Origin of the sequence: Vibrio tubiashii ATCC 19109 (genome assembly GCF_000772105.1) — a bacterium.
GTDB lineage: Bacteria > Pseudomonadota > Gammaproteobacteria > Enterobacterales > Vibrionaceae > Vibrio > Vibrio tubiashii.
The window spans coordinates 2,952,405-2,973,748 of record NZ_CP009354.1 but is presented as its reverse complement, the minus strand read 5'-3'; the positions used below and the strand labels follow the sequence as shown (position 1 = coordinate 2,973,748).

Here is a 21,344-nt window from a genome sequence, read left to right as displayed (position 1 = left end):
CTTAACGGTGACAAAGATGCGACACTAGCTCAGTTGGTAGAGCGCAACCTTGCCAAGGTTGAGGTCACGAGTTCGAACCTCGTGTGTCGCTCCAATTTGATAGCCTTCATCGTGCTTAACGGTGATAAAGATGCAACACCCGCTCAGTTTGATTGAGCGCAACCTTGCCAAGGTTGAGGTCACGCCTTTTTGTTTATGAATAGGGAACCTCGTGTGTCGCTCCAAATCTCCTTCAAATGATTTTCATTTGAATAGACCTTACGGTCACCGCTCTTTAGCTAATGCTGCGAAGCATGAACCCCAAATCAGTAAAAAAAGTCCTCCTAGTTTTTAGGTGGGCATTTTTATGTCTCAATATTAAATCTCAGCACGAGATGTGCTCAGTCAGAATCAATAGCAAGCATTATGTGAGCTAGGGTTTGGCATGTTAGTCAACAGACTTATCCACAGATGTCTAATTGTGGATAACTTGGTGGGTAACCTGATTTTTATTCATGTATAACGCTTGACTAAAACGATCTTTTTGTTTTTGAAACTTTCCTACCTAACTTTAAATTTAATTTAACTTGTTGAATTTTAAGTTATTTTTATGTTTTGCCTAGCTTGGCTTAGTAGGTGTTTACGATCATTAAGTCACTGTTTTTTGATCCTAGTCATTTCTTACCACTGTGATTAACTTCTCCATCTGTAAGAAAATGAGTAATCGTTCTTTCTTTTTTCCACATTTTGGTTTTTGGAGCTAGGTCAAACTCTGAGTGGCTAAGTTCGGCAAGCATTATGCATCGCGTGGTAAGCCTTTTTCGACAATTCTAATCAACCTATTTAGCTTAGTTGATTGTGTTGGGGTTTGAGCTTGTTGTTGTTCTAGAGCCCATTGAATATGTACATCTAAAGTCTCACTCAGGCCGAGGCGATTTTCCAGCGCTTCAATGATGTTGATGGAGTATGGAGCATTTCCCATGGCGACCGACAGGTTTCTTAGCCATTGTAAATGTCCGATACGGCGAATAGCTGAACCTTCCATATTTTTTAAGAAAGTCGCTTCATCCCATTTAAATAGCTCAACGAGATTCGCATTGGTCAATGCCTCTCTACGGTGAAAGTCTGGCTGAGCGGTTAAATCTGAGAAGCGGTTCCAAGGACAAACAAGTTGGCAGTCGTCACAGCCATAGATTCTGTTGCCCATGGCTTTGCGAAACTCTTCTGGGATGACGCCGTCGAATTCAATGGTTAAGTAGGAGATACAGCGCCTTGCGTCGACAATACCATTATCTACGATGGCTTGCGTCGGGCATGAGGTAATACAAGCTTTGCATTTGCCACATTCATCAACGCTGGGTTCGTCGACTGGAAGAGGAAGGTCTATCAGCAACTCACCAAGGAAAAACCATGAGCCACACTCTTTATCTAGAATAAGTGAATGTTTTCCAGTCCAGCCCAATCCGGCTTTCTGCGCCAAAGGCCTTTCAAGTATCGGCGCGGAATCGACAAAAGGTCGGTGGCCAAAGCTGCCAACTTCTTGTTCTATTTTTTGCCCGAGCTTTTTTAACTGGTTGCGGATTAACTTGTGATAATCACGCCCAAGAGAGTAGCGACTTATATAGGCTTGAGTCGGATCCGACAGGTTGGCGGCAAATTGCGCTTCAGGAGGCAGGTAGTTCATACGTACGCTAATGACACGGACAGTACCTGGTAGTAGTTCAGCAGGACGCGCTCTCATCATTCCGTGACGAGCCATCCAGTCCATTTCCCCGTGATAGCCTGCATCAAGCCATTTTTGTAGTTCAGCTTCATGCTCAGAGAGATCTACATCGCAGATGCCAACTTTTTGGAAGCCAAGTTCTTGGCCCCAAATTTTGATCTTGTCTGCGAGCTCTTGGTAGTTCATTCTGATTGCTCCGGGTAAAGGGGGCAGGATCTTAACGGATCTTATATGCAGGATCTAGCCAAGGAAAAGCGAAAAATGGCAAGAAATCGCTGATTTTTCGTTTTACTTACACAAGATCTCTTGTCTCTCAATTCCAACCCAGTTTACTATTCCTGTTCTTTTGATTTTTATATAGTCACAGCGTAGAGATTGATCTTCATGACCACCAAACAATTTGCCCTTAAAGATGAACAAGCAACGATTCAATTAGGGACAGCATTGGCACACTTGTGCTCTCAACAAACCACCATCTACTTACACGGTGATTTGGGTGCAGGTAAAACGACATTTAGTCGTGGTTTTGTTCGCGCGCTTGGTCATGAAGGCAATGTGAAAAGCCCAACTTACACTCTTGTTGAACCTTATCAGCTGGATCAGTGGCAGGTTTACCATTTTGATCTTTACCGTTTAGCGGATCCTGAAGAACTTGAGTTTATGGGGATCCGTGATTACTTCACTTCAGATGCTATCTGTTTGGTGGAGTGGCCTGAGAAAGGACAAGGTCTGCTGCCAGAAGCCGATCTGGATATTGATCTTCGTTATGACGGAGAGGCACGTGTTGTTGTACTGACGGCAAATAATCAGTACGGATGTCAATTATTAGAACAGTTGGAGTTATGTTGAAGAGTACTTTTATAAGAGCTGTTTTCTTTCCATTTCTTCTTGCTCTTACTCTTGCGCCCGGTTTTGCATTCGCAAACGCGCTAGAAGGGATTCGTGTTTGGCCTTCTCCTGATGAGACACGTGTTGTCATCGATCTTTCATCAGAAGCTGACTACAGCTATTTTACGCTCTCTAGTCCAGAGCGTTTAGTCGTTGATTTAAAGAAAACGTCTCTGAGCACTAAGCTGCCTATCAACATCACCGATAGTCCAGTCTTGAAAAAGATCCGTAAAAGCTCTCCGCCCAATAAAGGCACTTATCGTTTGGTGTTTGAGCTAAAACGAAAAGTGACTCCTCAACTGTTTAAGCTTGCACCCACTCCGGGGGGACAGTATGGTCACCGTCTTGTGATCGATATGCCTCATGGCAGTCAGAAGAAAGCAACCTCAACTCCTGCAAAATCAAGCAGCTCAACAACAGTGAGCCGTGATGCTTCTCAGTTGGCCGGAACGGCAGATATCGTGGTGGCGATTGACCCTGGTCATGGTGGTGAAGACCCAGGTTCAATTGGTCCGAGCAAAAAATATGAAAAGCATGCGACCTTAGCAATCTCTAAGAAGATCGTTGCCCAAATCAATGCTGTGCCGGGAATGAAAGCCGTACTGACCCGAGGCGGTGACTACTTTGTCAATTTAAACAAACGTTCAGAGATAGCTCGCCGTAACAAAGCACACTTACTGGTTTCGATTCACGCCGATGGTTTCCATACGCCTCAACCGCGTGGTGGTTCAGTATTTGTCTTGAATACTCGTCGAGCAAACTCGGAGATAGCGCGTTGGGTAGAGAATCATGAGGAACAATCTCAACTACTAGGTGGGGCTGGAGAAGTCCTTTCAAAGAACAATAACGATAGGAATGTCAGTCAGACTCTACTAGATCTACAGTTTAGCCACTCACAAAAAGAAGGTTATAAACTGGCAACGAAGATCCTGCGAGAAATGACGCGAGCGGGTATCAAGCTGCACAAGAAAGATCCGGTTAACGCAAGCTTGGCAGTATTGAAGTCACCAGATATTCCTTCTGTACTCGTTGAGACAGGCTTTATTACTAACCCGACTGAAGAAAGGTTGTTGTTCCAGCGTAGTCACCAAGACAAACTGGCGCGCTCGCTTGCTAAGGCAATTGTCCAGTATTTTGAGGCAAACCCTCCGGAAGGCACTCTGTTTGCTAATCGCGGTAAAACCATCAAGCACAAAGTGGCACGCGGTGAGTCGCTGTCGTTGATAGCCAGCAAGTATGGCACATCGACAAAAGCGATTATGCAGACCAATAAGCTCAAGAGTACCAGTTTAGCCATTGGTCAGATCCTGACGATTCCGGGCTCAAGTAAGTCTATCTCGGTGCCACAAATTAAAAATCCAGTTGAAACTAAGACTCTGACTCACGTAGTACAGCGTGGCGAGTATCTAGGAAAGATCGCAGAGAAGTACAAAGTTTCGGTTGCTGCTATTAAGAAAGAAAATAAGCTCAAGTCCGATACACTAAAACTTGGGCAAAAGTTAAAGATTACTGTGAGTATGAAAGATCAACCACTGCGTAAGCACACAGTTAAGCGTGGTGAGTTCTTGGGTAAAATTGCCAGCAAGTATCAGGTCAGTGTGAACAACATTCGCAAAGCCAATAACTTGCGTTCTGATCAGTTGGCGGTTGGTCAGGTGTTGATCATTCCCCACAACTAGAGTGAGTGCCAGACGTGACGATTAAGATCCTTCCTGCGCGCCTTGCCAACCAAATCGCGGCGGGCGAAGTGGTAGAAAGACCCGCTTCTGTAGTCAAAGAGTTGGTGGAAAATAGCTTAGATTCTGGCGCAACACGCATTGATATTGATATCGAGAAGGGCGGCGCCAAGCTGATCCGTGTGCGCGACAATGGCAAAGGGATCGTCAAAGATGAGTTAAGTCTGGCGTTAAGTCGACATGCGACGTCGAAGATTCACACCCTTGACGATCTGGAAGCGATCATTAGCTTAGGCTTTCGTGGTGAAGCCTTAGCGAGTATCAGTTCTGTTGCTCGTTTAACCATGACCTCACGACCCGCGACGCAAGAGCAAGCATGGTCAGCGTACAGTGAAGGTCGTGAGATGCAGGTTAAGCTTCAGCCTGCTGCTCATCCCATTGGTACCACGGTTGAAGTGCTTGATCTGTTCTTCAATACGCCGGCGAGGCGTAAGTTTCTGCGTACAGAGAAAACTGAATTCACCCATATAGATGAGTTATTGAAACGGATTGCGCTGAGCCGCTTCGACGTCACCATTAATCTCAGACACAACGGCAAACTCATTAAGCAGTATCGCGCGGCGAAAACTGAGGCGCAGGCAGAAAAGCGGATTGCAGCTGTGTGTGGCAACGCCTTTGTGCGTAATATGCTTAAAATAGAGCTAGAGCATCAAGGGCTCAAACTGCATGGTTGGATTACCACGCCAGAGGGCGCTCGTCAGCAAAGCGATCTGCAATACTGTTACGTTAATGGTCGCATGATGCGTGACAAACTGATCAATCACGCGATTCGCCAAAGCTATGAGACTAGCCTGCGCCCTGATCAGTTTGCGACATATGTGCTCTTTATCGAACTCGATCCACATCAAGTCGATGTCAATGTGCACCCTGCCAAGCATGAAGTTCGTTTCCATCAAGCGCGTCTTGTGCATGACTTCATCTACCAAGCGCTGAGTGATGCCTTGGCTCAAAGTGCCCATATTGATAAGCCTGAACAAACCGCGTCTGCATTCCATGTAGAGCAGCCATCAAACCCTACGGATGAGCCAGAGCCCATTTCCGCACCTAGTGAAGTGGCAAATCGTACTTCTCAACAAGAATATCGCGCAATTGAATCAGTGCCTTCTTATCCCGGTAAAGCCGATTATGCCGAAAGTCGAGAGAGTGTGCGTGAAGCGCAGCCAAGAAATGAATGGCAAGAATCTCGCCCGCTAAACAAGCCAAGAGTCACTGAGCGCTATAGCGAACCTGCACCGAGTAAGCAGGAAGTGAAAGCCTATCAGGAATTACTCCAAACGCCGGAGATCGCTGAAGCTGAAGAAGCACAAATTCCAGCGGCAAAGACGAATTCAAATGAACAAGTTGACACTCAGGTTGTCGAATCGTTAGGAAAAGCAATCCATGTCGTACAAGGTCGATATCTTGTGATGGCAGATAAGCAAGGAACGCGTTTAGTTAACCTTGCTAAAGCAGAGTGGCTTAGGGTTAATGGTCAATTGTCGACGCGCGAAGGCAATTTAAAAAGCCAACCGCTGTTAGTTCCATTGTCGGTTAAGTTAGATTACGCTTTGCTGGAAGTTGCGCAAGCGCTTCAGCCAACGCTCGATACATTCGGCATTGAGCTAAAAGCACGCGGTAATAAGGCGCTGATGGTAATGGGGGTGCCCCAACCATTGAGGCAACAAAACTTGCAACAACTGGTGCCAGATCTGCTATCTTACGCGGTCTCGTGCCAAGCCGCTTCACAGCCGCTGTCACATACCCAGTTAGCAAAATGGCTTAGTGATCATATTACTCAGGTAAAAAGTGACTACACTTTGTCGGAAGCCATCCAGATCATTGCTGATGTAGAGCAATTGTGGCAGGGAAGACTTCCACTTAGTGACCAAACCTTTGTTAAGCCAGTAGACTTTTCTGCAACGATTGCAGCGTTAGAATTATGAACAACACAGAATTACCTTTAGCTCTATTTTTAATGGGGCCAACAGCGTCAGGAAAAACGGATCTTGCGATTCGTTTACGCCAGAAATTCCCGGTAGAGATCATTTCAGTTGATTCAGCACTGATCTACAAAGGAATGGATATTGGTACGGCAAAACCTGATGCCGAGGAACAAGCCCAAGCGCCGCATCGCTTGATCGACATTCTTGATCCTAGTGAAGCCTATTCTGCTGCTGATTTTCGTCGTGATGCGCTGAATGAAATGAATAAAATTGTAGAGCAAGGCAAGATCCCACTTCTCGTAGGTGGCACCATGCTTTACTACAAAGCGTTACTGGAAGGGTTATCGCCACTGCCAGCCGCGGATACTGAAATTCGCCAACAGATAGAGCAAGAAGCTTTAGCTTTGGGTTGGGATAAATTACACGATCAGTTAAAAGAAATTGATCCTGTCTCAGCAGAGCGAATCCACCCGAATGATCCACAAAGATTGTCTAGGGCATTGGAAGTTTATCGAATTTCAGGTAAAACTCTTACTGAGTTAACTCAAACTAAGGGCGAAAGCCTGCCGTACCGAGTTAAACAGTTTGCAATAGCTCCCAAGGAAAGGGCAGAGCTCCATCGCCGAATTGAGCTGCGCTACGAGAAGATGATCGAAGCGGGGTTTGAAGATGAAATGCGTGCGCTATATGCTCGCGACGATCTTCACCCAGATCTACCTTCGATTCGTTGTGTAGGTTATAGGCAGATGTGGGACTATTTGGATGGGAACTGCACGTTAGATGAAGCCATTTTTAAGGGCGTCTGTGCAACCCGTCAATTGGCCAAGCGACAAATCACCTGGTTACGCAGCTGGGATGATTTAACTTGGTTAGATAGTGAAAACATTGAACACGCGCTAGAAACTGTCTCAAATGCCATAGCATCTGAAGGTTTTAGCTGTGTATAATGTGATCGCTTTTGCGTGAATGTGCCCTGTAAAGGATCTGTTACTTGAAATTTCGCTTTAAAGCCGTCATAACAAGTAGCGACAGGGTGTTATTTTATTCGTTTAGCTCAGAGCAAAGGCCGCATCTTTTAATGCAGCGCACCACTAGCTAAATAACTAAAACAAAATTACAAAATAAGGAAAATAAAAATGGCTAAGGGGCAATCTCTACAAGACCCATTCTTAAATGCATTACGTCGCGAACGTATTCCAGTATCTATCTACCTTGTAAACGGAATTAAACTACAAGGCCAGATCGAATCATTTGATCAGTTTGTTATCTTGCTGAAAAACACTGTTAACCAAATGGTGTACAAGCACGCTATTTCTACGGTAGTTCCTGCTCGCCCAGTGAGCCACCACAGCGGTGATCGTCCTCAAGGTGATCGTCAGCAAGAGAAATCAGAAGATTAATTCTCTGAATTACCATATTTGTTTGTAAGGAGTTGATTGCTTGTTTGACCGTTATGAAGCCGGTGAGCGAGCCGTACTTGTTCATATCAACTTCACGCAAGAAGGGGAGTGGGAAGATCTCAGCGAATTTGAGATGTTGGTCTCTTCAGCTGGCGTTTCTGCGTTACAAGTTGTAACTGGAAGTCGCCAGTCTCCACACCCTAAATACTATGTCGGAGAGGGTAAGGCTCAAGAGATTGCACAGGCTGTGCAGTTATCTGGCGCTGATATTGTGATTTTTAATCACGCCCTCTCTCCTGCCCAAGAACGTAACCTCGAACAGTTGTGTAAGTGCCGTGTGGTTGACCGTACAGGTCTGATCCTCGATATCTTTGCTCAACGCGCCCGAACTCATGAAGGTAAATTGCAGGTTGAGCTTGCTCAGCTTCGCCATATCTCAACCCGATTGATCCGCGGTTGGACGCACCTTGAAAGACAGAAAGGTGGTATCGGTTTACGTGGTCCAGGTGAAACTCAGTTAGAAACTGACCGACGTCTATTGCGTGATCGTATTAAAGCGATACTGCGCCGTTTAGAGAAAGTAGCTAAACAGCGTGAACAAGGTCGCCGTGCTCGAAATCGAGCGGAAATCCCGACTGTTTCCCTAGTGGGTTATACCAACGCAGGTAAGTCGACCCTATTTAACCGTATTACAGAAGCAGGCGTTTATGCCGCAGACCAGTTGTTTGCTACGCTAGACCCAACTTTACGTAAAATAGAGCTAGCGGATGTTGGCCCGGCAATCTTAGCCGATACGGTAGGGTTTATTCGTCATCTTCCGCACGATCTTGTTGCTGCATTTAAAGCAACACTGCAAGAAACTCAAGAAGCTGACATTTTGTTACATGTTGTAGATGCCAGCGACGACCGTTTTCGTGAGAATATTCAAGCTGTTCATGAAGTGCTAGAAGAGATCGATGCCCACGAGGTACCGTCTCTGGTTGTCATGAACAAGATTGATAATCTAGAAGACCAGAAACCTCGTATAGAACGTGATGAGGAAGGAATTCCTCGCGCAGTTTGGGTTTCTGCAATGGAAGGCATAGGTATTGAGCTGCTGTTTGATGCGTTGACTGAGCGTCTCGCAAGTCAAATGGTTCAGTATCAATTGCGAATCCCGCCACAACATCAAGGGCGAATTCGTAGTACATTCTTCCAGATGAAATGTATTCAACGAGAAGAATATGACCAGGAAGGTAACTTGTTGATTAATGTTCGCATGCAACAAGTGGATTGGTCTAGACTTGAAAAAAGAGAAGGGGCAGTTTTACGTGACTTTATAGTTACTTAAATGACTGCTACAGTATAACGTCATATCAAATGATGGAGCTTTCTAATGGCGTGGAATGAGCCTGGTAATAACAACGGCAACAATGGCCGCGATAATGACCCTTGGGGTAATAACAATCGTGGTAACAAAGGTGGCCGTGATCAAGGACCGCCAGACTTAGACGAAGTATTTAATAAACTGAGTCAGAAACTGGGTGGAAAGTTTGGTGGTGGCAAAGGCGGTAAAGGATCGTCTATTGGCGGTGGCGGAGCACTAGGTTTTGGTGTTATCGCAGCAATCGCAATAGCAATTTGGTTCTTCGCTGGCTTTTACACTATCGGCGAAGCAGAGCGTGGCGTAGTGCTACGTCTCGGTAAATACGATCGCGTTGTCGATCCTGGTCTAAACTGGCGTCCGCGCTTCATTGATGAAGTGTCACCGGTTAACGTACAGGCGATTCGCTCACTACGTTCATCAGGTCTAATGCTGACTAAAGATGAAAACGTAGTTACGGTTGCGATGGATGTTCAGTACCGTGTTGCTGACCCGTACAAATATCTATTCCGCGTAACCAACGCAGACGACAGCTTACGCCAAGCGACCGACTCTGCGCTTCGTGCAGTGATTGGTGACTCTCTGATGGATAGCATCCTGACGACTGGTCGTCAGCAAATTCGTCAAAGCACTCAGGAAACGTTAAATGAAATCGTAGATAGCTACGATATGGGTGTCGTCATTGTTGACGTCAACTTCCAGTCTGCACGTCCACCTGAGCAAGTTAAAGACGCATTCGATGATGCTATCGCAGCGCGTGAGGATGAAGAGCGTTTTGAGCGTGAAGCAGAAGCTTACCGTAACGATATTCTTCCAAAAGCGACGGGTCGAGCTGAGCGTTTGAAGAAAGAGGCACTGGGTTACTCTGAGCGCGTAGTGAATGAAGCACTTGGTCAAGTAGCGCAGTTTGAGAAGCTACTTCCTGAATACCAAGCAGCACCTGAAGTTACTCGTAACCGTCTATACCTAGACACGATGGAAGAAGTCTACAGTAGCACTTCTAAGGTTCTGATTGATTCTGAATCAAGTGGCAACCTGCTTTACTTGCCAATCGATAAGTTGGCTGGTGAAGGTAAGACTCAAACCAAACGTAGCACGAAGTCTTCTTCTGCATACGATCAAATTGAGCTAGAAACTCAGACAAATGAGACAACTTCAGACTCGCAATCTCGTTCAACTGGTTCACGTCAAGGGAGATATTAAGAATGCGTAAGTTAATGATCCCTGTATTAGTCGTTACCATTGTTCTACTGCTAATGTCAGTATTCGTGATTCAAGAAGGCGAGCGTGGATTGGTGATTCGATTTGGTCGTGTTCTTGATGACAACGGTGTGTCGAAGATTTACGAGCCTGGTCTGCATTTCAAGATGCCTCTGTTTGACCGAGTGAAGACGCTAGATGCGCGTATCCAAACAATGGATAGCCGTTCTGACCGTTTCGTAACGTCTGAGAAAAAAGACGTTCTGATCGATACTTACGTTAAATGGCGTATCGCAGACTTCGGTCGTTACTACCTAACCACAGGTGGGGGTAATGCGTTGACAGCTGAAGCGCTACTTGAACGTAAAGTCACCGACGTACTACGTTCTGAAATTGGTGCTCGTGAGATCAAGCAGATTGTTTCTGGCCCGCGTAACAAAGATGTACTTCCTGAGAGTGCAGACAGCGAAGAAGTGACAACTGAAGCCGCTCTAGAAGCGCTAGAAGTTGACGGTGAGCGTGACCAAATTATGGAAAACGTTCTTGTCGGTACTTCAGACAGCGCAATGACAGACTTGGGTGTTGAGATCGTTGATTTCCGTATGAAGAAAATCAACCTACCTGACGAAATCAGTGAGTCTATCTACCGCCGTATGAGAGCTGAGCGTGAATCTGTTGCGCGTAAGCACCGTTCTCAAGGTCGTGAGAAGGCAGAAGTTATTCGTGCACAAGCTGATCTTGAAGTGGCTACAGTTCTAGCAGAAGCAGACAAGACGGCACGTGTAACACGAGGTGAAGCGGATGCGAAATCTGCGAAAATCTACTCGGATGCTTATAACAAAGACCCAGAATTCTTTAGCTTTATGCGTTCTCTTAAAGCTTACGAGAAATCATTCAGCGATAAGAGCGATATCCTAGTATTGGATCCGAAGAGTGACTTCTTCCAGTACATGAATAACGCGACTGGCGCAGAAGCGAAGTAAATAAACTCTGATAGTATAAAGGCTCCTTAATGGAGCCTTTATTTTTTTATGGTAGGAAATCTATGTCGAACTCTCTATGGCTCGCCTTTGGCCTAGTACTTATTGTTGAAGGACTTGGCCCACTGATCGCTCCAAACGGTTGGCGCAATATGGTTGCTCAACTTAGTCAACAGCCAGACAATCAGCTACGTCGAATTGGTGGCTGTTTAGTGGTCGCTGGAGCCGTCATTGCCTATGTGTTTGGCTAGTTTGTAGAGCTTAGTAGTGAGGTGGTGGCGGCTCATTGGCAGGGTTTTCAACGTTTGAGGTGTCCATGTTTTTCACTTTACCCACCACGTATTTCATTTGGTCCTGCATTTTTGAGATCAACAATTGCTGCTGACTAAGCGCATCGTTCAACTCTTCAATGGTCTGCTCTTGGAAAGCCAATTGACACTCTAGGTCATTCACGCGGCTTTCTAATTGTTCAACTCGCTTTTCTGTCATGGCTCACTGATCTTTGCTGTTAATAATCCACATCCCAAGCTTGGGCGATACCAGCCGATGTCCCCGAGATCACTCGGTTTTGGCTATCAAAGGCAGCATCATACACCACTGCGCGTGGAGGGCGAGTATCTTTTAGTGGTTCCGCTTCAAATCCATCGACTCGCTTACCCGTGTGAGTATCCCAAACCATGATCCGGCTCGATGGGGTTCCGGTGACAAGGTATTGACCATCATCTGAAAAGCGAGCGGTTGAGAAAATCAACTGGCGAGAGAAGCTGCGTAACTTAGACATTTCTTCTCCTGTGGTGAGATCCCAAATAATCGCTTGGTTACCTCCGTCGGAAGTGAAAGCGTATTTGCCATCACGCTGTAGGGCGACTCGGTTCACTCTCTGTTCATGTTCAAAGGTTTTTAATATCTGTCCAGTATTGGTATCCCACAGGTGCGCTTTGTAGTCATTACCGCCTGAGAGAGCAAACCGCCCGTTGGGAGAAAGGGCAACCGAGTTGACTTTTTCATTGTGGGCAAGGAACTCTAGGCGGCGACCGGTGACTAAGTTGACGTAGATGGCTTTGCCATTGGATAGACCAAGCAGCACTTGATCGCCATTACTGGCAATATCAACATCGCGGATTAAGCCGTCGGAAATTGACCAAAGTCCTTCAGCTTGTGTCCAGGCCAAGTCCCAGACTGCGAAGTTGATTTGTGTTGCGGTTACCGCGAAGCGGCCATTATCTGAAATTCGGATACGTGAAACGGTACTGGATTGGGGATCTTGAGCGCCCAATGAAGCGAGCTCTTGGCTTTCATCCAGATCCCATAAAACAAGTTGGTGTTCTTTAGAGTAAAGAAGGGCGAAACGAGCATCGCGGCTTAATGCAAAGCTAGTGGTGCCTTTCGGTTCGATAGTCCATCGCTGGCTGTCTTGAGCGGAGAAAAAACACCCATTTAACGCTGTAATGACAATCGTGATGATTATTGAGTTAAAAATTATACGCATTAAGTCCAAATATCCGCTTGTTTACGTTTAATTAAGACGCATATTGGTTATATTGGTACAACATTCAAATGTGTACCAGTGTTTCTTAAAGATTTGTGCACAAAGACAAAAGTCTCAATTGGAGAGTTAAATGAAATCGATTTTTAAAGTGTCACTGCTTGCTGCAACTGTTGCACTCGCTGTTGGCTGTCAAAAAGAAGAAGAACCAAAAGCAGAAACAGCACCAGCGGCAGAGCAAGTGCAAGCAGAAACAGCTAAGACGGTTTCTTTTGCAACAGAAGATGACAAAGCGGCATACGCGATTGGTGTCTCTTTTGCTAACTACCTAAGCACTAGCCTAGACAAGCCAAACGAAATTGGCATCACGCTAAATAAAGATCTTGTTCTTAAAGGTATCGAGCACGTATTTGCCGGTAACCCAGAGCTTAACGAAGAAGAAACTCGCGCGGCACTAGAAGCACTAGACAAGCGTGTTGCTGAAACTATGCAAAAGCAAGCGGCTGAAAAAGCAGCGGCTGCTAAGCAAGAAGGTGCTGATTTCCGCGCTGAGTTTGAAAAGCAAGAAGGTGTTAAGAAGACTGACACTGGTCTACTTTACCAAGTAATGACCCCTGCTGAAGGTGAGCAACCAAAAGATACCGATACAGTTCAAGTACATTACAAAGGTACGTTGATCGATGGTACTCAGTTTGATAGCTCATACGATCGTGGTGAACCAGCGACTTTCCCACTAAACCGCGTTATCCCTGGTTGGACTGAAGGCGTTCAACTAATGCCTGTGGGTTCTAAGTTCAAGTTTGTTATCCCGCCAGAGCTAGCGTACGGCGAACAAGATACGCCAACGATTCCAGCTAACTCAACACTAGTATTTGAAGTTGAGCTGCTAAAAATCGATAACGGTGAAGAAGCTGTTCAGTAAGCCTTAATCACTGATTTTAAAAGGTCTGGTTTTTGCCAGGCCTTTTTTATTGCGAGAAATTGCACAATGTAATAAAGCAATTTTTTGTCCTAAATCACTAGATAGTGGGTTAGCTAGGTGTGCTTATCAAAATTTCTGATAAACTTACACCAATTTGTTGATTTTTCGCGCTAAGGCTTAAAGAAGTGACAACTACAGAAACAGTAAACACGGATATGTTGCTCGAAATGGAATCTGTCAATGTGATGCCATTTAGTGAGCATGACAAAATCATTCTGAGATCTTATGAAGCAGTCGTTGATGGCATTGCGAGCCTAATTGGCCCGTTTTGTGAAATCGTTCTCCACTCACTTGAAGATCTTAATACGTCGGCGATTAAAATTGCCAATGGTGAAAACACGGGTCGTCAGGTTGGTTCACCGATTACGGACTTAGCATTGAAAATGCTGCGTGACATCGAAGGCTCGGAAAGAAACTTCTCTCGTTCGTACTTTACTCGCGCGAAGGGCGGGGTACTGATGAAATCTATTACGGTAGCCATCCGTAATGGGGAAAACCGAGTGATTGGTCTGCTGTGTGTGAACGTCAATCTTGACGCACCATTCTCGCAGGTGCTGCAGTCATTTATGCCAACTGAAGAAGCAAAACAAGCGGCATCATCAGTTAACTTCGCTAGCGATGTCGAAGAACTCGTTGACCAAACCGTTGAGCGCACCATTGAAGAAATCAATGCTGACAAATCCGTTTCGAACAATACTAAGAATCGTCAGATTGTGATGGAGCTGTACGACAAGGGTATCTTTGACATTAAAGATGCGATTAACCGTGTCGCTGACCGCCTCAATATCTCTAAACACACCGTTTACCTCTACATTCGTCAGCGCAAAACTGAGGATGACGAAAAGTGAGTGGTTTGACTTACACCTTGGTGGTGAATGGTCCTGTCTACGGCAGTCAGTCCGCGAGAAGCGCATATCAGTTCGCGAAGGCGCTGATTGCGAAAGGGCATTCATTGGTCAGCGTGTTTTTCTATCAAGATGGTGTAACCAACGGCAGTGCTCTCACAGTACCAGCCAATGATGAGTTCGACTTAGTCACGGCATGGCAAACTTTAGCGGCAGAGCACAATGTGCGTTTGGAAACTTGTGTTGCGGCGGCTCTGCGTCGAGGTGTGGTGAGTCAAGATGAAGCTAGCCAGCATGGTTTGGCGCAAAGCAACTTAGCAGAAGGGTTTCATCAAGCAGGGCTTGGCAGTTTGGCTGAGGCGATGTTAGTTCAAGATCGAGTGGTACAGTTTTGAGTCAGCTAACTTATCTATTCCGTAGTGCACCTCATAGCTCGTCAGCAGGACGTGAAGGGGTTGATGCACTGCTTGCTGCTTCAGCGTACTGTGAAGACATTAGTGTCGTATTTATGGGCGATGGGGTATATCAACTGCTGCTTGGCCAGCAAACCGCGGAGATTCTTAGTAAAGACTACTCACCAATGCTGAAGCTCTTTGACCTTTACGACATCGAGCAAGTCTATGTATGTGAGACCTCGCTATTAGAAAGAGGGCTAGCGCAAGCTGACTTAGTCATTGCGGCTCAGCCACTTGATCCATTAGCGTTGAGTGCTCAACTTCATCAAGCAGATAAAGTCCTTACCTTTTAGGTGTTCTATGTTACATATCGTTAAAACGGTTCAAGCACTAGAAGATGTGAGCCGAGTAGCTACTGAAACAGACAAAGTACTGCTGGTGGAACAGGCTGTCTATGCCGCAAACCCGCAGCACCTTGCTTTTCCTCGTGTGAAAGGACTCAATACATCTGTGCTAGAGGCCGATATTGAGGCACGTGGTATTGCCAATCGAATCAGTCCTTCTATTGTTCGAGTAGACTTTGAAGGCTTTGTTGAACTGACCGTTGAACAGCCCAATTCTGTTACGTGGGAATAGTTTCATTTCCCCACTATCCCGTGTCGTTTTCCTTTTACACTTATTTCGCCAAAATTGAGCAAAAAAGATCCGTATATTTCTTGACACACCTCTCACCTCTGAATAGAATTTTGCGTCCCTAAGTGCCACTGGCAGTTAGGGATAGATTTTTCACAAAGCTTACTTTCAAGTAAATCAGGAGCTAGTTAATGGCAACTATTAACCAGTTGGTACGTAAGCCTCGTGCAAAGCAAGTTGTTAAAAGCAACGTGCCTGCACTAGAAGCGTGTCCACAAAAACGTGGTGTATGTACTCGTGTTTACACTACTACACCTAAAAAACCTAACTCAGCACTTCGTAAAGTATGTCGTGTTCGTCTAACGAACGGCTTCGAAGTGACTTCGTACATCGGTGGTGAAGGTCACAACCTTCAAGAGCACTCAGTTGTTCTAATCCGTGGCGGTCGTGTAAAAGACCTTCCGGGTGTACGTTACCACACAGTTCGCGGCGCACTAGACTGTGCTGGCGTTAACGACCGTAAGCAAGGTCGTTCTAAGTACGGTGTTAAGCGTCCAAAATCTTAATGGTATCCGTTAAGTAAGGCCAAACACTAAATTATTTTTAATTTTTGAAGAAACTGAAAAGTTTTGGATAACCTGAAGAAGACAACGGAGAAAATCCATGCCACGTCGTCGCGTCATCGGTCAGCGTAAGATCCTTCCAGATCCAAAGTTCAAATCTGAACTGCTGGCAAAATTCGTTAACATCCTAATGGTTGACGGTAAGAAATCTACTGCAGAGAAAATTGTTTACACTGCACTAGATGCAATGGCTGAGAAATCTGGTAAAGATCACTTAGCTGTATTTGAAGAAGCTCTTGAAAATGTTCGCCCAGCGGTAGAGGTTAAATCTCGCCGTGTAGGTGGTTCAACTTACCAAGTACCTGTAGAAGTACGTCCGGTTCGCCGTAACGCACTTGCTATGCGTTGGTTGGTTGAAGCTGCGCGCAAGCGTGGTGAAAAATCTATGGCTCAACGCCTAGCTGCTGAAATGCTAGACGCGTCTGAGAACAAAGGTACTGCGGTTAAGAAACGTGAAGACGTTCACCGCATGGCTGACGCAAACAAAGCGTTCGCACATTACCGTTGGTAATACCTTTCAGTGCCGCGGGAACCCTCGCGGCGCTACTCTAGTTCCTATGCGCAAGCCTAGGAACTATTGCTATATCTAGGGCCTGTGAAAATTGGTCTATTATGGATAAAAACTGCCTAGAAATAGCAATAGTCCCTAATTCAAGAGGATTCAATCGTGGCTCGTAAAACACCTATTGAGCGCTACCGTAATATTGGTATCGTCGCTCACGTAGACGCAGGTAAAACAACCACAAGTGAACGTATTCTGTTCTATACTGGTCTTTCTCATAAAATCGGTGAAGTTCACGATGGCGCTGCTACCATGGACTGGATGGAGCAGGAGCAAGAGCGTGGTATCACAATCACCTCTGCGGCAACCACTACTTTCTGGCGTGGTATGGATGCACAATTCCAAGACCACCGCATCAACATTATCGATACTCCTGGACACGTTGATTTCACGATCGAAGTAGAGCGTTCACTGCGCGTACTTGATGGTGCCGTTGTTGTGTTCTGTGGTTCATCGGGTGTTGAACCTCAATCTGAAACTGTATGGCGTCAAGCTGACAAGTACCACGTTCCTCGTATGGTATTTGTTAACAAAATGGACCGTGCAGGTGCTGACTTCCTACGCGTTGTTGATCAAATCAAAAACCGTCTTGGTGCGAACCCTGTTCCTATCCAACTTAACGTTGGTGCGGAAGATGACTTCAAGGGTGTTATTGACCTAATCAAGATGAAAATGATCAACTGGAGTGAAGCTGACCAAGGTACAACTTTCACTTACGAAGATATTCCAGCAGACATGCAAGAGCTTGCTGAAGAGTGGCACAACAACTTAGTTGAGTCAGCGGCAGAAGCTAGCGAAGAGCTAATGGACAAGTATCTTGAAGAAGGCGAACTAACAGAAGCTGAAATCAAGCAAGCACTGCGTACACGCACACTAAATAACGAAATCGTACTAGCTACTTGTGGTAGTGCGTTCAAGAACAAAGGTGTTCAAGCGGTACTCGATGCAGTGGTTGAATTCTTACCATCACCAATCGACGTTCCAGCGATTAAAGGTGTGGATGACAACGAGAAAGAAGTTGAGCGTCATGCCGACGACAACGAACCATTCTCAGCATTAGCATTCAAGATCGCAACTGACCCATTCGTAGGTACGCTGACCTTTATGCGTGTTTACTCTGGTGTGGTGAACTCTGGCGACGCAGTCTACAACTCTGTGAAGCAGAAGAAAGAACGCTTTGGTCGTATCGTACAGATGCACTCAAACAAGCGTGACGAAATTAAAGAAGTTCGCGCGGGCGATATTGCAGCAGCAATCGGCCTTAAAGACGTGACAACAGGTGACACGCTATGTGATCAGAACCACAAAGTGATTCTGGAACGCATGGAGTTCCCTGATCCGGTAATTCAGATCGCGGTAGAGCCTCGCTCTGTTGCCGATCAAGAGAAGATGGGTATTGCACTAGGTAAACTAGCGGCAGAAGATCCATCATTCCGCGTAGAAACGGACGACGAAACAGGTCAGACTCTGATCTCTGGTATGGGTGAGCTTCACCTAGATATCATCGTTGATCGTATGAAACGTGAATTCAGCGTTGACTGTAATGTTGGTAAACCTCAGGTTGCGTACCGTGAAACAATCCGTGGCAGCGCGGAAGTTGAAGGTAAATTTGTACGTCAATCTGGTGGTCGTGGTCAGTATGGTCACGTATGGATCAAACTGGAGCCATCTGAACCTGGCGAAGGTTTTGTCTTTGTTGACGAAATTGTGGGTGGTGTTGTTCCTAAGGAATACATCAGCTCGGTAGCGAAAGGTATCGAAGAGCAAATGAACAGCGGTGTTCTAGCGGGTTATCCTGTACTAGATATTAAAGCCACTCTGTTTGATGGTTCTTACCACGATGTTGACTCTAACGAGATGGCGTTTAAGATCGCTGGCTCGATGGCATTCAAGAAGGGTTCATTAGAAGCACAGCCTGTTCTTCTTGAGCCAATGATGAATGTTGAAGTAACCACTCCTGAAGATTGGATGGGTGATGTTGTTGGTGACCTGAACCGCCGTCGCGGTATGATCGAAGGTATGGACGATGGTGTGGCTGGTATTAAGATCATCCGCGCTCAAGTACCACTATCTGAGATGTTTGGTTACGCAACTGATCTCCGCTCTGCAACTCAAGGCCGTGCGTCTTACTCTATGGAGTTTAACGAGTACGCTGAAGTACCGAAAAACTTTGCAGATAAAATCATGGCGGACCGTGGTTACGTATAAACGCCTTGAACTGAAAAAAAGTCTAGCTTTTTTTAAAGATCAATGCGTCCAAATATTGCGCTGACATGCGTTGGCGCATAAAATAGCAAATTCTGGCGCGTCTCGATCAATTCGGATCGTGGCGAATCATAACTAGGAAGGAACACGATCGTGTCTAAAGAAAAATTTGAACGTACTAAACCGCACGTTAACGTTGGTACTATCGGCCACGTTGACCACGGTAAAACAACTCTAACTGCTGCAATCTGTACTACTCTTTCAAAAGTGTACGGCGGTGAAGCGAAAGACTTCGCATCTATCGATAACGCTCCAGAAGAGCGTGAGCGCGGTATCACAATCGCAACTTCTCACGTTGAGTACGACACTCCAACTCGTCACTACGCACACGTAGACTGTCCAGGACACGCGGATTATGTTAAAAACATGATCACAGGTGCTGCACAGATGGACGGTGGTATCCTAGTTGTTGCTGCGACAGATGGCCCAATGCCACAAACTCGTGAGCACATCCTACTAGGCCGTCAGGTTGGTATCCCATACATCATCGTATTCATGAACAAATGTGACATGGTTGACGATGAAGAGCTACTAGAACTAGTAGAAATGGAAGTTCGTGAACTTCTATCTGAGTACGATTTCCCAGGTGATGACCTACCAGTTATCCAAGGTTCTGCACTAGGCGCACTAAACGGCGAAGAGCAGTGGGAAGCGAAGATCGTTGAGCTTGCAGAAGCACTAGATTCTTACATCCCAGAGCCAGAGCGTGCAATCGATCAGCCATTCCTAATGCCTATCGAAGACGTATTCTCTATCCAAGGTCGTGGTACAGTAGTTACTGGTCGTATCGAGCGCGGTATCCTAACTGTAGGTGACGAAGTAGAAATCGTTGGTATCAAAGAGACAACAGTAACGACATGTACTGGTGTTGAGATGTTCCGTAAGCTTCTAGACGAAGGTCGTGCGGGTGAGAACGTTGGTGCACTTCTACGTGGTACTAAGCGTGACGAAGTAGAGCGTGGTCAAGTACTAGCGGCTCCTAAGTCAATCAACCCACACACTAAGTTCGAATCAGAAGTATACGTACTGTCTAAAGATGAAGGTGGTCGTCACACTCCATTCTTCAAAGGCTACCGTCCACAGTTCTACTTCCGTACAACTGACGTAACTGGTAACATCGAGCTACCAGAAGGCGTAGAAATGGTAATGCCAGGCGATAACATCAAGATGACTGTTGAACTAATCGCTCCAATCGCGATGGACGAAGGTCTACGTTTCGCAATCCGCGAAGGTGGCCGTACAGTTGGTGCTGGTGTTGTTGCTAAGATCTTCGACTAATTCTTCGGAATTAATTGAAATCTTGCACACTTCTTCTTTTTTGAAGAACGCGCATTAGAAAAGGGAAGCTTCGGCTTCCCTTTTTCGTTTTTGGTTATAAGGATTGGTGTGCTTTAACTCCTCTAACTTACTGAAAAGGCTTAATCATTTTTTTATGCTCATTTCTCTGCTGTTTAAGTCCTTGATACTCTTCATCTCTCGCTAGACAGATATAACAAAATGTTCTGATGATTCTCTCAATACAACTGGTAACGATAACAATTCTTGTTTATATTTATTCTCGCAAGTGGTAAGTGGAAGTATTTTTTATGTTCGTATGTCTTTGTCATGGGATTTCAGACAAGAAAATTAGGAAGTTAGCGATTGATGAAGGCGTAACTGATATTAAAGGAATCAAGAAATGCACCGCGCTGGGTAGCCAATGTGGTAAGTGCATTAAGATGACCAAAGAAATTTTAGCCGAAACAGAGTACTTACAAGTGAAACAAGCCAGCTAATTTATAGCTGAGCCTTTTTGACACCTTCTTATTTGGAACTAGATTTATAAGAGCCAAAGAGGAGGGCTTATGTCATGAAAGGCGATCCAATCATAATCCAACATCTCAATAAAGTGCTCGGTAATGAGCTCATCGCTATCAATCAATATTTTCTCCACGCACGAATGTATAAAGACTGGGGTCTTAAGCATTTAGCTGACAAGGAATATCACGAATCAATTGATGAAATGAAACATGCGGATCATTTGATCGAGCGAATCCTATTTCTTGAAGGGCTACCTAACCTGCAAGATCTTGGTAAGCTGATGATCGGTGAAGATGCTAAAGAAATGCTCGAATGCGACTTAAAGCTTGAGATGGCCGCTATTCCAGATTTGAAAAACGCTATTGCCTATGCGGAAGATATTCACGATTACGTCTCTCGCGATCTGTTCCAAGATATCCTAGAAGACGAAGAAGAGCATGTTGATTGGCTTGAGACACAACTTGGCTTGATTGATATGACAGGTATTCAGAACTACCTACAAGCGCAATATGTCGATGAGGATGAAGATTGATTGCATCTTTGCAGAGATAAAAAGACCCCC

General features: G+C 45.5%; 23 protein-coding genes and 1 tRNA gene. 21 read left to right on the top strand and 3 right to left on the bottom strand.

The features are described 5' to 3' along the window. Positions 1-18 precede the first annotated feature (18 nt). A tRNA-Gly gene (locus IX91_RS13565) sits at positions 19-94 on the top strand. Between the two features lie 681 nt (positions 95-775). Here IX91_RS13565 and queG read toward each other — a convergent pair. Next, positions 776-1,888 carry a tRNA epoxyqueuosine(34) reductase QueG gene (queG, locus tag IX91_RS13560; RefSeq protein WP_004743158.1) on the bottom strand — a complete coding sequence of 371 codons (1,113 nt, stop codon included), beginning with the start codon at positions 1,886-1,888 and terminating at the stop codon, positions 776-778. A 198-nt stretch (positions 1,889-2,086) separates the two neighbouring features. Here queG and tsaE point away from each other — a divergent pair, with 198 nt between their 5' ends. The 9 genes from tsaE (at position 2,087) to IX91_RS13515 (ending at position 11,442) form a co-directional block, all read left to right on the top strand. Beyond that, positions 2,087-2,551: a tRNA (adenosine(37)-N6)-threonylcarbamoyltransferase complex ATPase subunit type 1 TsaE gene (tsaE, locus tag IX91_RS13555; RefSeq protein ID WP_004743157.1), complete on the top strand. Its 465-nt coding sequence runs from the start codon at positions 2,087-2,089 to the stop codon at positions 2,549-2,551. Beyond that, complete coding sequence (locus IX91_RS13550; RefSeq protein WP_004743156.1) at positions 2,545-4,269, top strand: LysM peptidoglycan-binding domain-containing protein; 1,725 nt, start codon at positions 2,545-2,547, stop codon at positions 4,267-4,269. The genes tsaE and IX91_RS13550 overlap by 7 nt, the downstream gene beginning before the upstream one ends. A gap of 14 nt (positions 4,270-4,283) precedes the next feature. Beyond that, on the top strand, positions 4,284-6,248 hold the full coding sequence (gene mutL, locus IX91_RS13545; RefSeq protein WP_004743155.1) for a DNA mismatch repair endonuclease MutL: 1,965 nt from the start codon (positions 4,284-4,286) through the stop codon (positions 6,246-6,248). Continuing rightward, positions 6,245-7,195 carry a tRNA (adenosine(37)-N6)-dimethylallyltransferase MiaA gene (miaA, locus tag IX91_RS13540; RefSeq protein ID WP_004743154.1) on the top strand — a complete coding sequence of 317 codons (951 nt, stop codon included), beginning with the start codon at positions 6,245-6,247 and terminating at the stop codon, positions 7,193-7,195. Before mutL ends, miaA begins: the two co-directional genes overlap by 4 nt. A gap of 189 nt (positions 7,196-7,384) precedes the next feature. Then, entirely contained in the window at positions 7,385-7,648 is a 264-nt protein-coding gene (gene hfq / locus IX91_RS13535; RefSeq protein ID WP_004743153.1) for an RNA chaperone Hfq, read from the top strand. A gap of 40 nt (positions 7,649-7,688) precedes the next feature. Further along, positions 7,689-8,978, top strand: a complete 1,290-nt coding sequence (gene hflX, locus IX91_RS13530; protein WP_004743152.1) for a ribosome rescue GTPase HflX — start codon at positions 7,689-7,691, stop codon at positions 8,976-8,978. Positions 8,979-9,023: 45 nt separating this feature from the next. After that, positions 9,024-10,214, top strand: coding sequence for an FtsH protease activity modulator HflK (hflK, locus tag IX91_RS13525; RefSeq protein WP_004749061.1), 1,191 nt, complete (start codon positions 9,024-9,026; stop codon positions 10,212-10,214). Between the two features lie 2 nt (positions 10,215-10,216). After that, positions 10,217-11,194: a protease modulator HflC gene (gene hflC / locus IX91_RS13520; protein WP_004743169.1), complete on the top strand. Its 978-nt coding sequence runs from the start codon at positions 10,217-10,219 to the stop codon at positions 11,192-11,194. A gap of 62 nt (positions 11,195-11,256) precedes the next feature. After that, entirely contained in the window at positions 11,257-11,442 is a 186-nt protein-coding gene (locus tag IX91_RS13515) for a DUF2065 domain-containing protein (protein WP_004743170.1), read from the top strand. 10 nt (positions 11,443-11,452) lie between these two features. Here IX91_RS13515 and IX91_RS13510 read toward each other — a convergent pair whose 3' ends face one another. Both IX91_RS13510 and IX91_RS13505 read right to left on the bottom strand, forming a co-directional pair. Continuing rightward, positions 11,453-11,680: a SlyX family protein gene (locus IX91_RS13510; protein WP_004743171.1), complete on the bottom strand. Its 228-nt coding sequence runs from the start codon at positions 11,678-11,680 to the stop codon at positions 11,453-11,455. Between the two features lie 19 nt (positions 11,681-11,699). Next, positions 11,700-12,680, bottom strand: coding sequence for a WD40 repeat domain-containing protein (locus IX91_RS13505; protein WP_004743172.1), 981 nt, complete (start codon positions 12,678-12,680; stop codon positions 11,700-11,702). 130 nt (positions 12,681-12,810) lie between these two features. On the opposite strand from IX91_RS13505, the gene fkpA reads away from it, so the two are divergent. The 11 genes from fkpA to bfr all read left to right on the top strand — a co-directional run bounded on the left by fkpA (position 12,811) and on the right by bfr (position 21,314). After that, on the top strand, positions 12,811-13,599 hold the full coding sequence (gene fkpA / locus IX91_RS13500; protein WP_004743173.1) for an FKBP-type peptidyl-prolyl cis-trans isomerase: 789 nt from the start codon (positions 12,811-12,813) through the stop codon (positions 13,597-13,599). 185 nt (positions 13,600-13,784) lie between these two features. After that, positions 13,785-14,507: a helix-turn-helix transcriptional regulator gene (locus tag IX91_RS13495; protein WP_004743174.1), complete on the top strand. Its 723-nt coding sequence runs from the start codon at positions 13,785-13,787 to the stop codon at positions 14,505-14,507. Continuing rightward, positions 14,504-14,899 carry a sulfurtransferase complex subunit TusD gene (gene tusD, locus IX91_RS13490; protein ID WP_086017180.1) on the top strand — a complete coding sequence of 132 codons (396 nt, stop codon included), beginning with the start codon at positions 14,504-14,506 and terminating at the stop codon, positions 14,897-14,899. The genes IX91_RS13495 and tusD overlap by 4 nt, the downstream gene beginning before the upstream one ends. Next, positions 14,896-15,252 (top strand): sulfurtransferase complex subunit TusC, encoded by a 357-nt coding sequence (tusC, locus tag IX91_RS13485; RefSeq protein ID WP_004743176.1) that lies wholly within the window; start codon positions 14,896-14,898, stop codon positions 15,250-15,252. Before tusD ends, tusC begins: the two co-directional genes overlap by 4 nt. 7 nt (positions 15,253-15,259) lie before the next feature. Continuing rightward, complete coding sequence (tusB, locus tag IX91_RS13480; RefSeq protein ID WP_004743177.1) at positions 15,260-15,535, top strand: sulfurtransferase complex subunit TusB; 276 nt, start codon at positions 15,260-15,262, stop codon at positions 15,533-15,535. 188 nt (positions 15,536-15,723) lie between these two features. Further along, positions 15,724-16,098, top strand: coding sequence for a 30S ribosomal protein S12 (rpsL, locus tag IX91_RS13475; protein ID WP_004399892.1), 375 nt, complete (start codon positions 15,724-15,726; stop codon positions 16,096-16,098). 97 nt (positions 16,099-16,195) lie between these two features. Beyond that, positions 16,196-16,666 (top strand): 30S ribosomal protein S7, encoded by a 471-nt coding sequence (gene rpsG, locus IX91_RS13470; RefSeq protein ID WP_004415829.1) that lies wholly within the window; start codon positions 16,196-16,198, stop codon positions 16,664-16,666. 156 nt (positions 16,667-16,822) lie between these two features. Beyond that, on the top strand, positions 16,823-18,925 hold the full coding sequence (gene fusA / locus IX91_RS13465) for an elongation factor G (protein ID WP_004743178.1): 2,103 nt from the start codon (positions 16,823-16,825) through the stop codon (positions 18,923-18,925). Between the two features lie 150 nt (positions 18,926-19,075). Beyond that, a complete protein-coding gene (tuf, locus tag IX91_RS13460; RefSeq protein ID WP_038550586.1) occupies positions 19,076-20,260 on the top strand; it encodes an elongation factor Tu in 1,185 nt (394 codons plus the stop codon). A 308-nt stretch (positions 20,261-20,568) separates the two neighbouring features. Continuing rightward, complete coding sequence (locus IX91_RS13455) at positions 20,569-20,757, top strand: (2Fe-2S)-binding protein (protein ID WP_004747097.1); 189 nt, start codon at positions 20,569-20,571, stop codon at positions 20,755-20,757. Positions 20,758-20,831: 74 nt separating this feature from the next. Further along, positions 20,832-21,314: a bacterioferritin gene (gene bfr / locus IX91_RS13450; protein ID WP_004747099.1), complete on the top strand. Its 483-nt coding sequence runs from the start codon at positions 20,832-20,834 to the stop codon at positions 21,312-21,314. Positions 21,315-21,344: the final 30 nt, after the last annotated feature.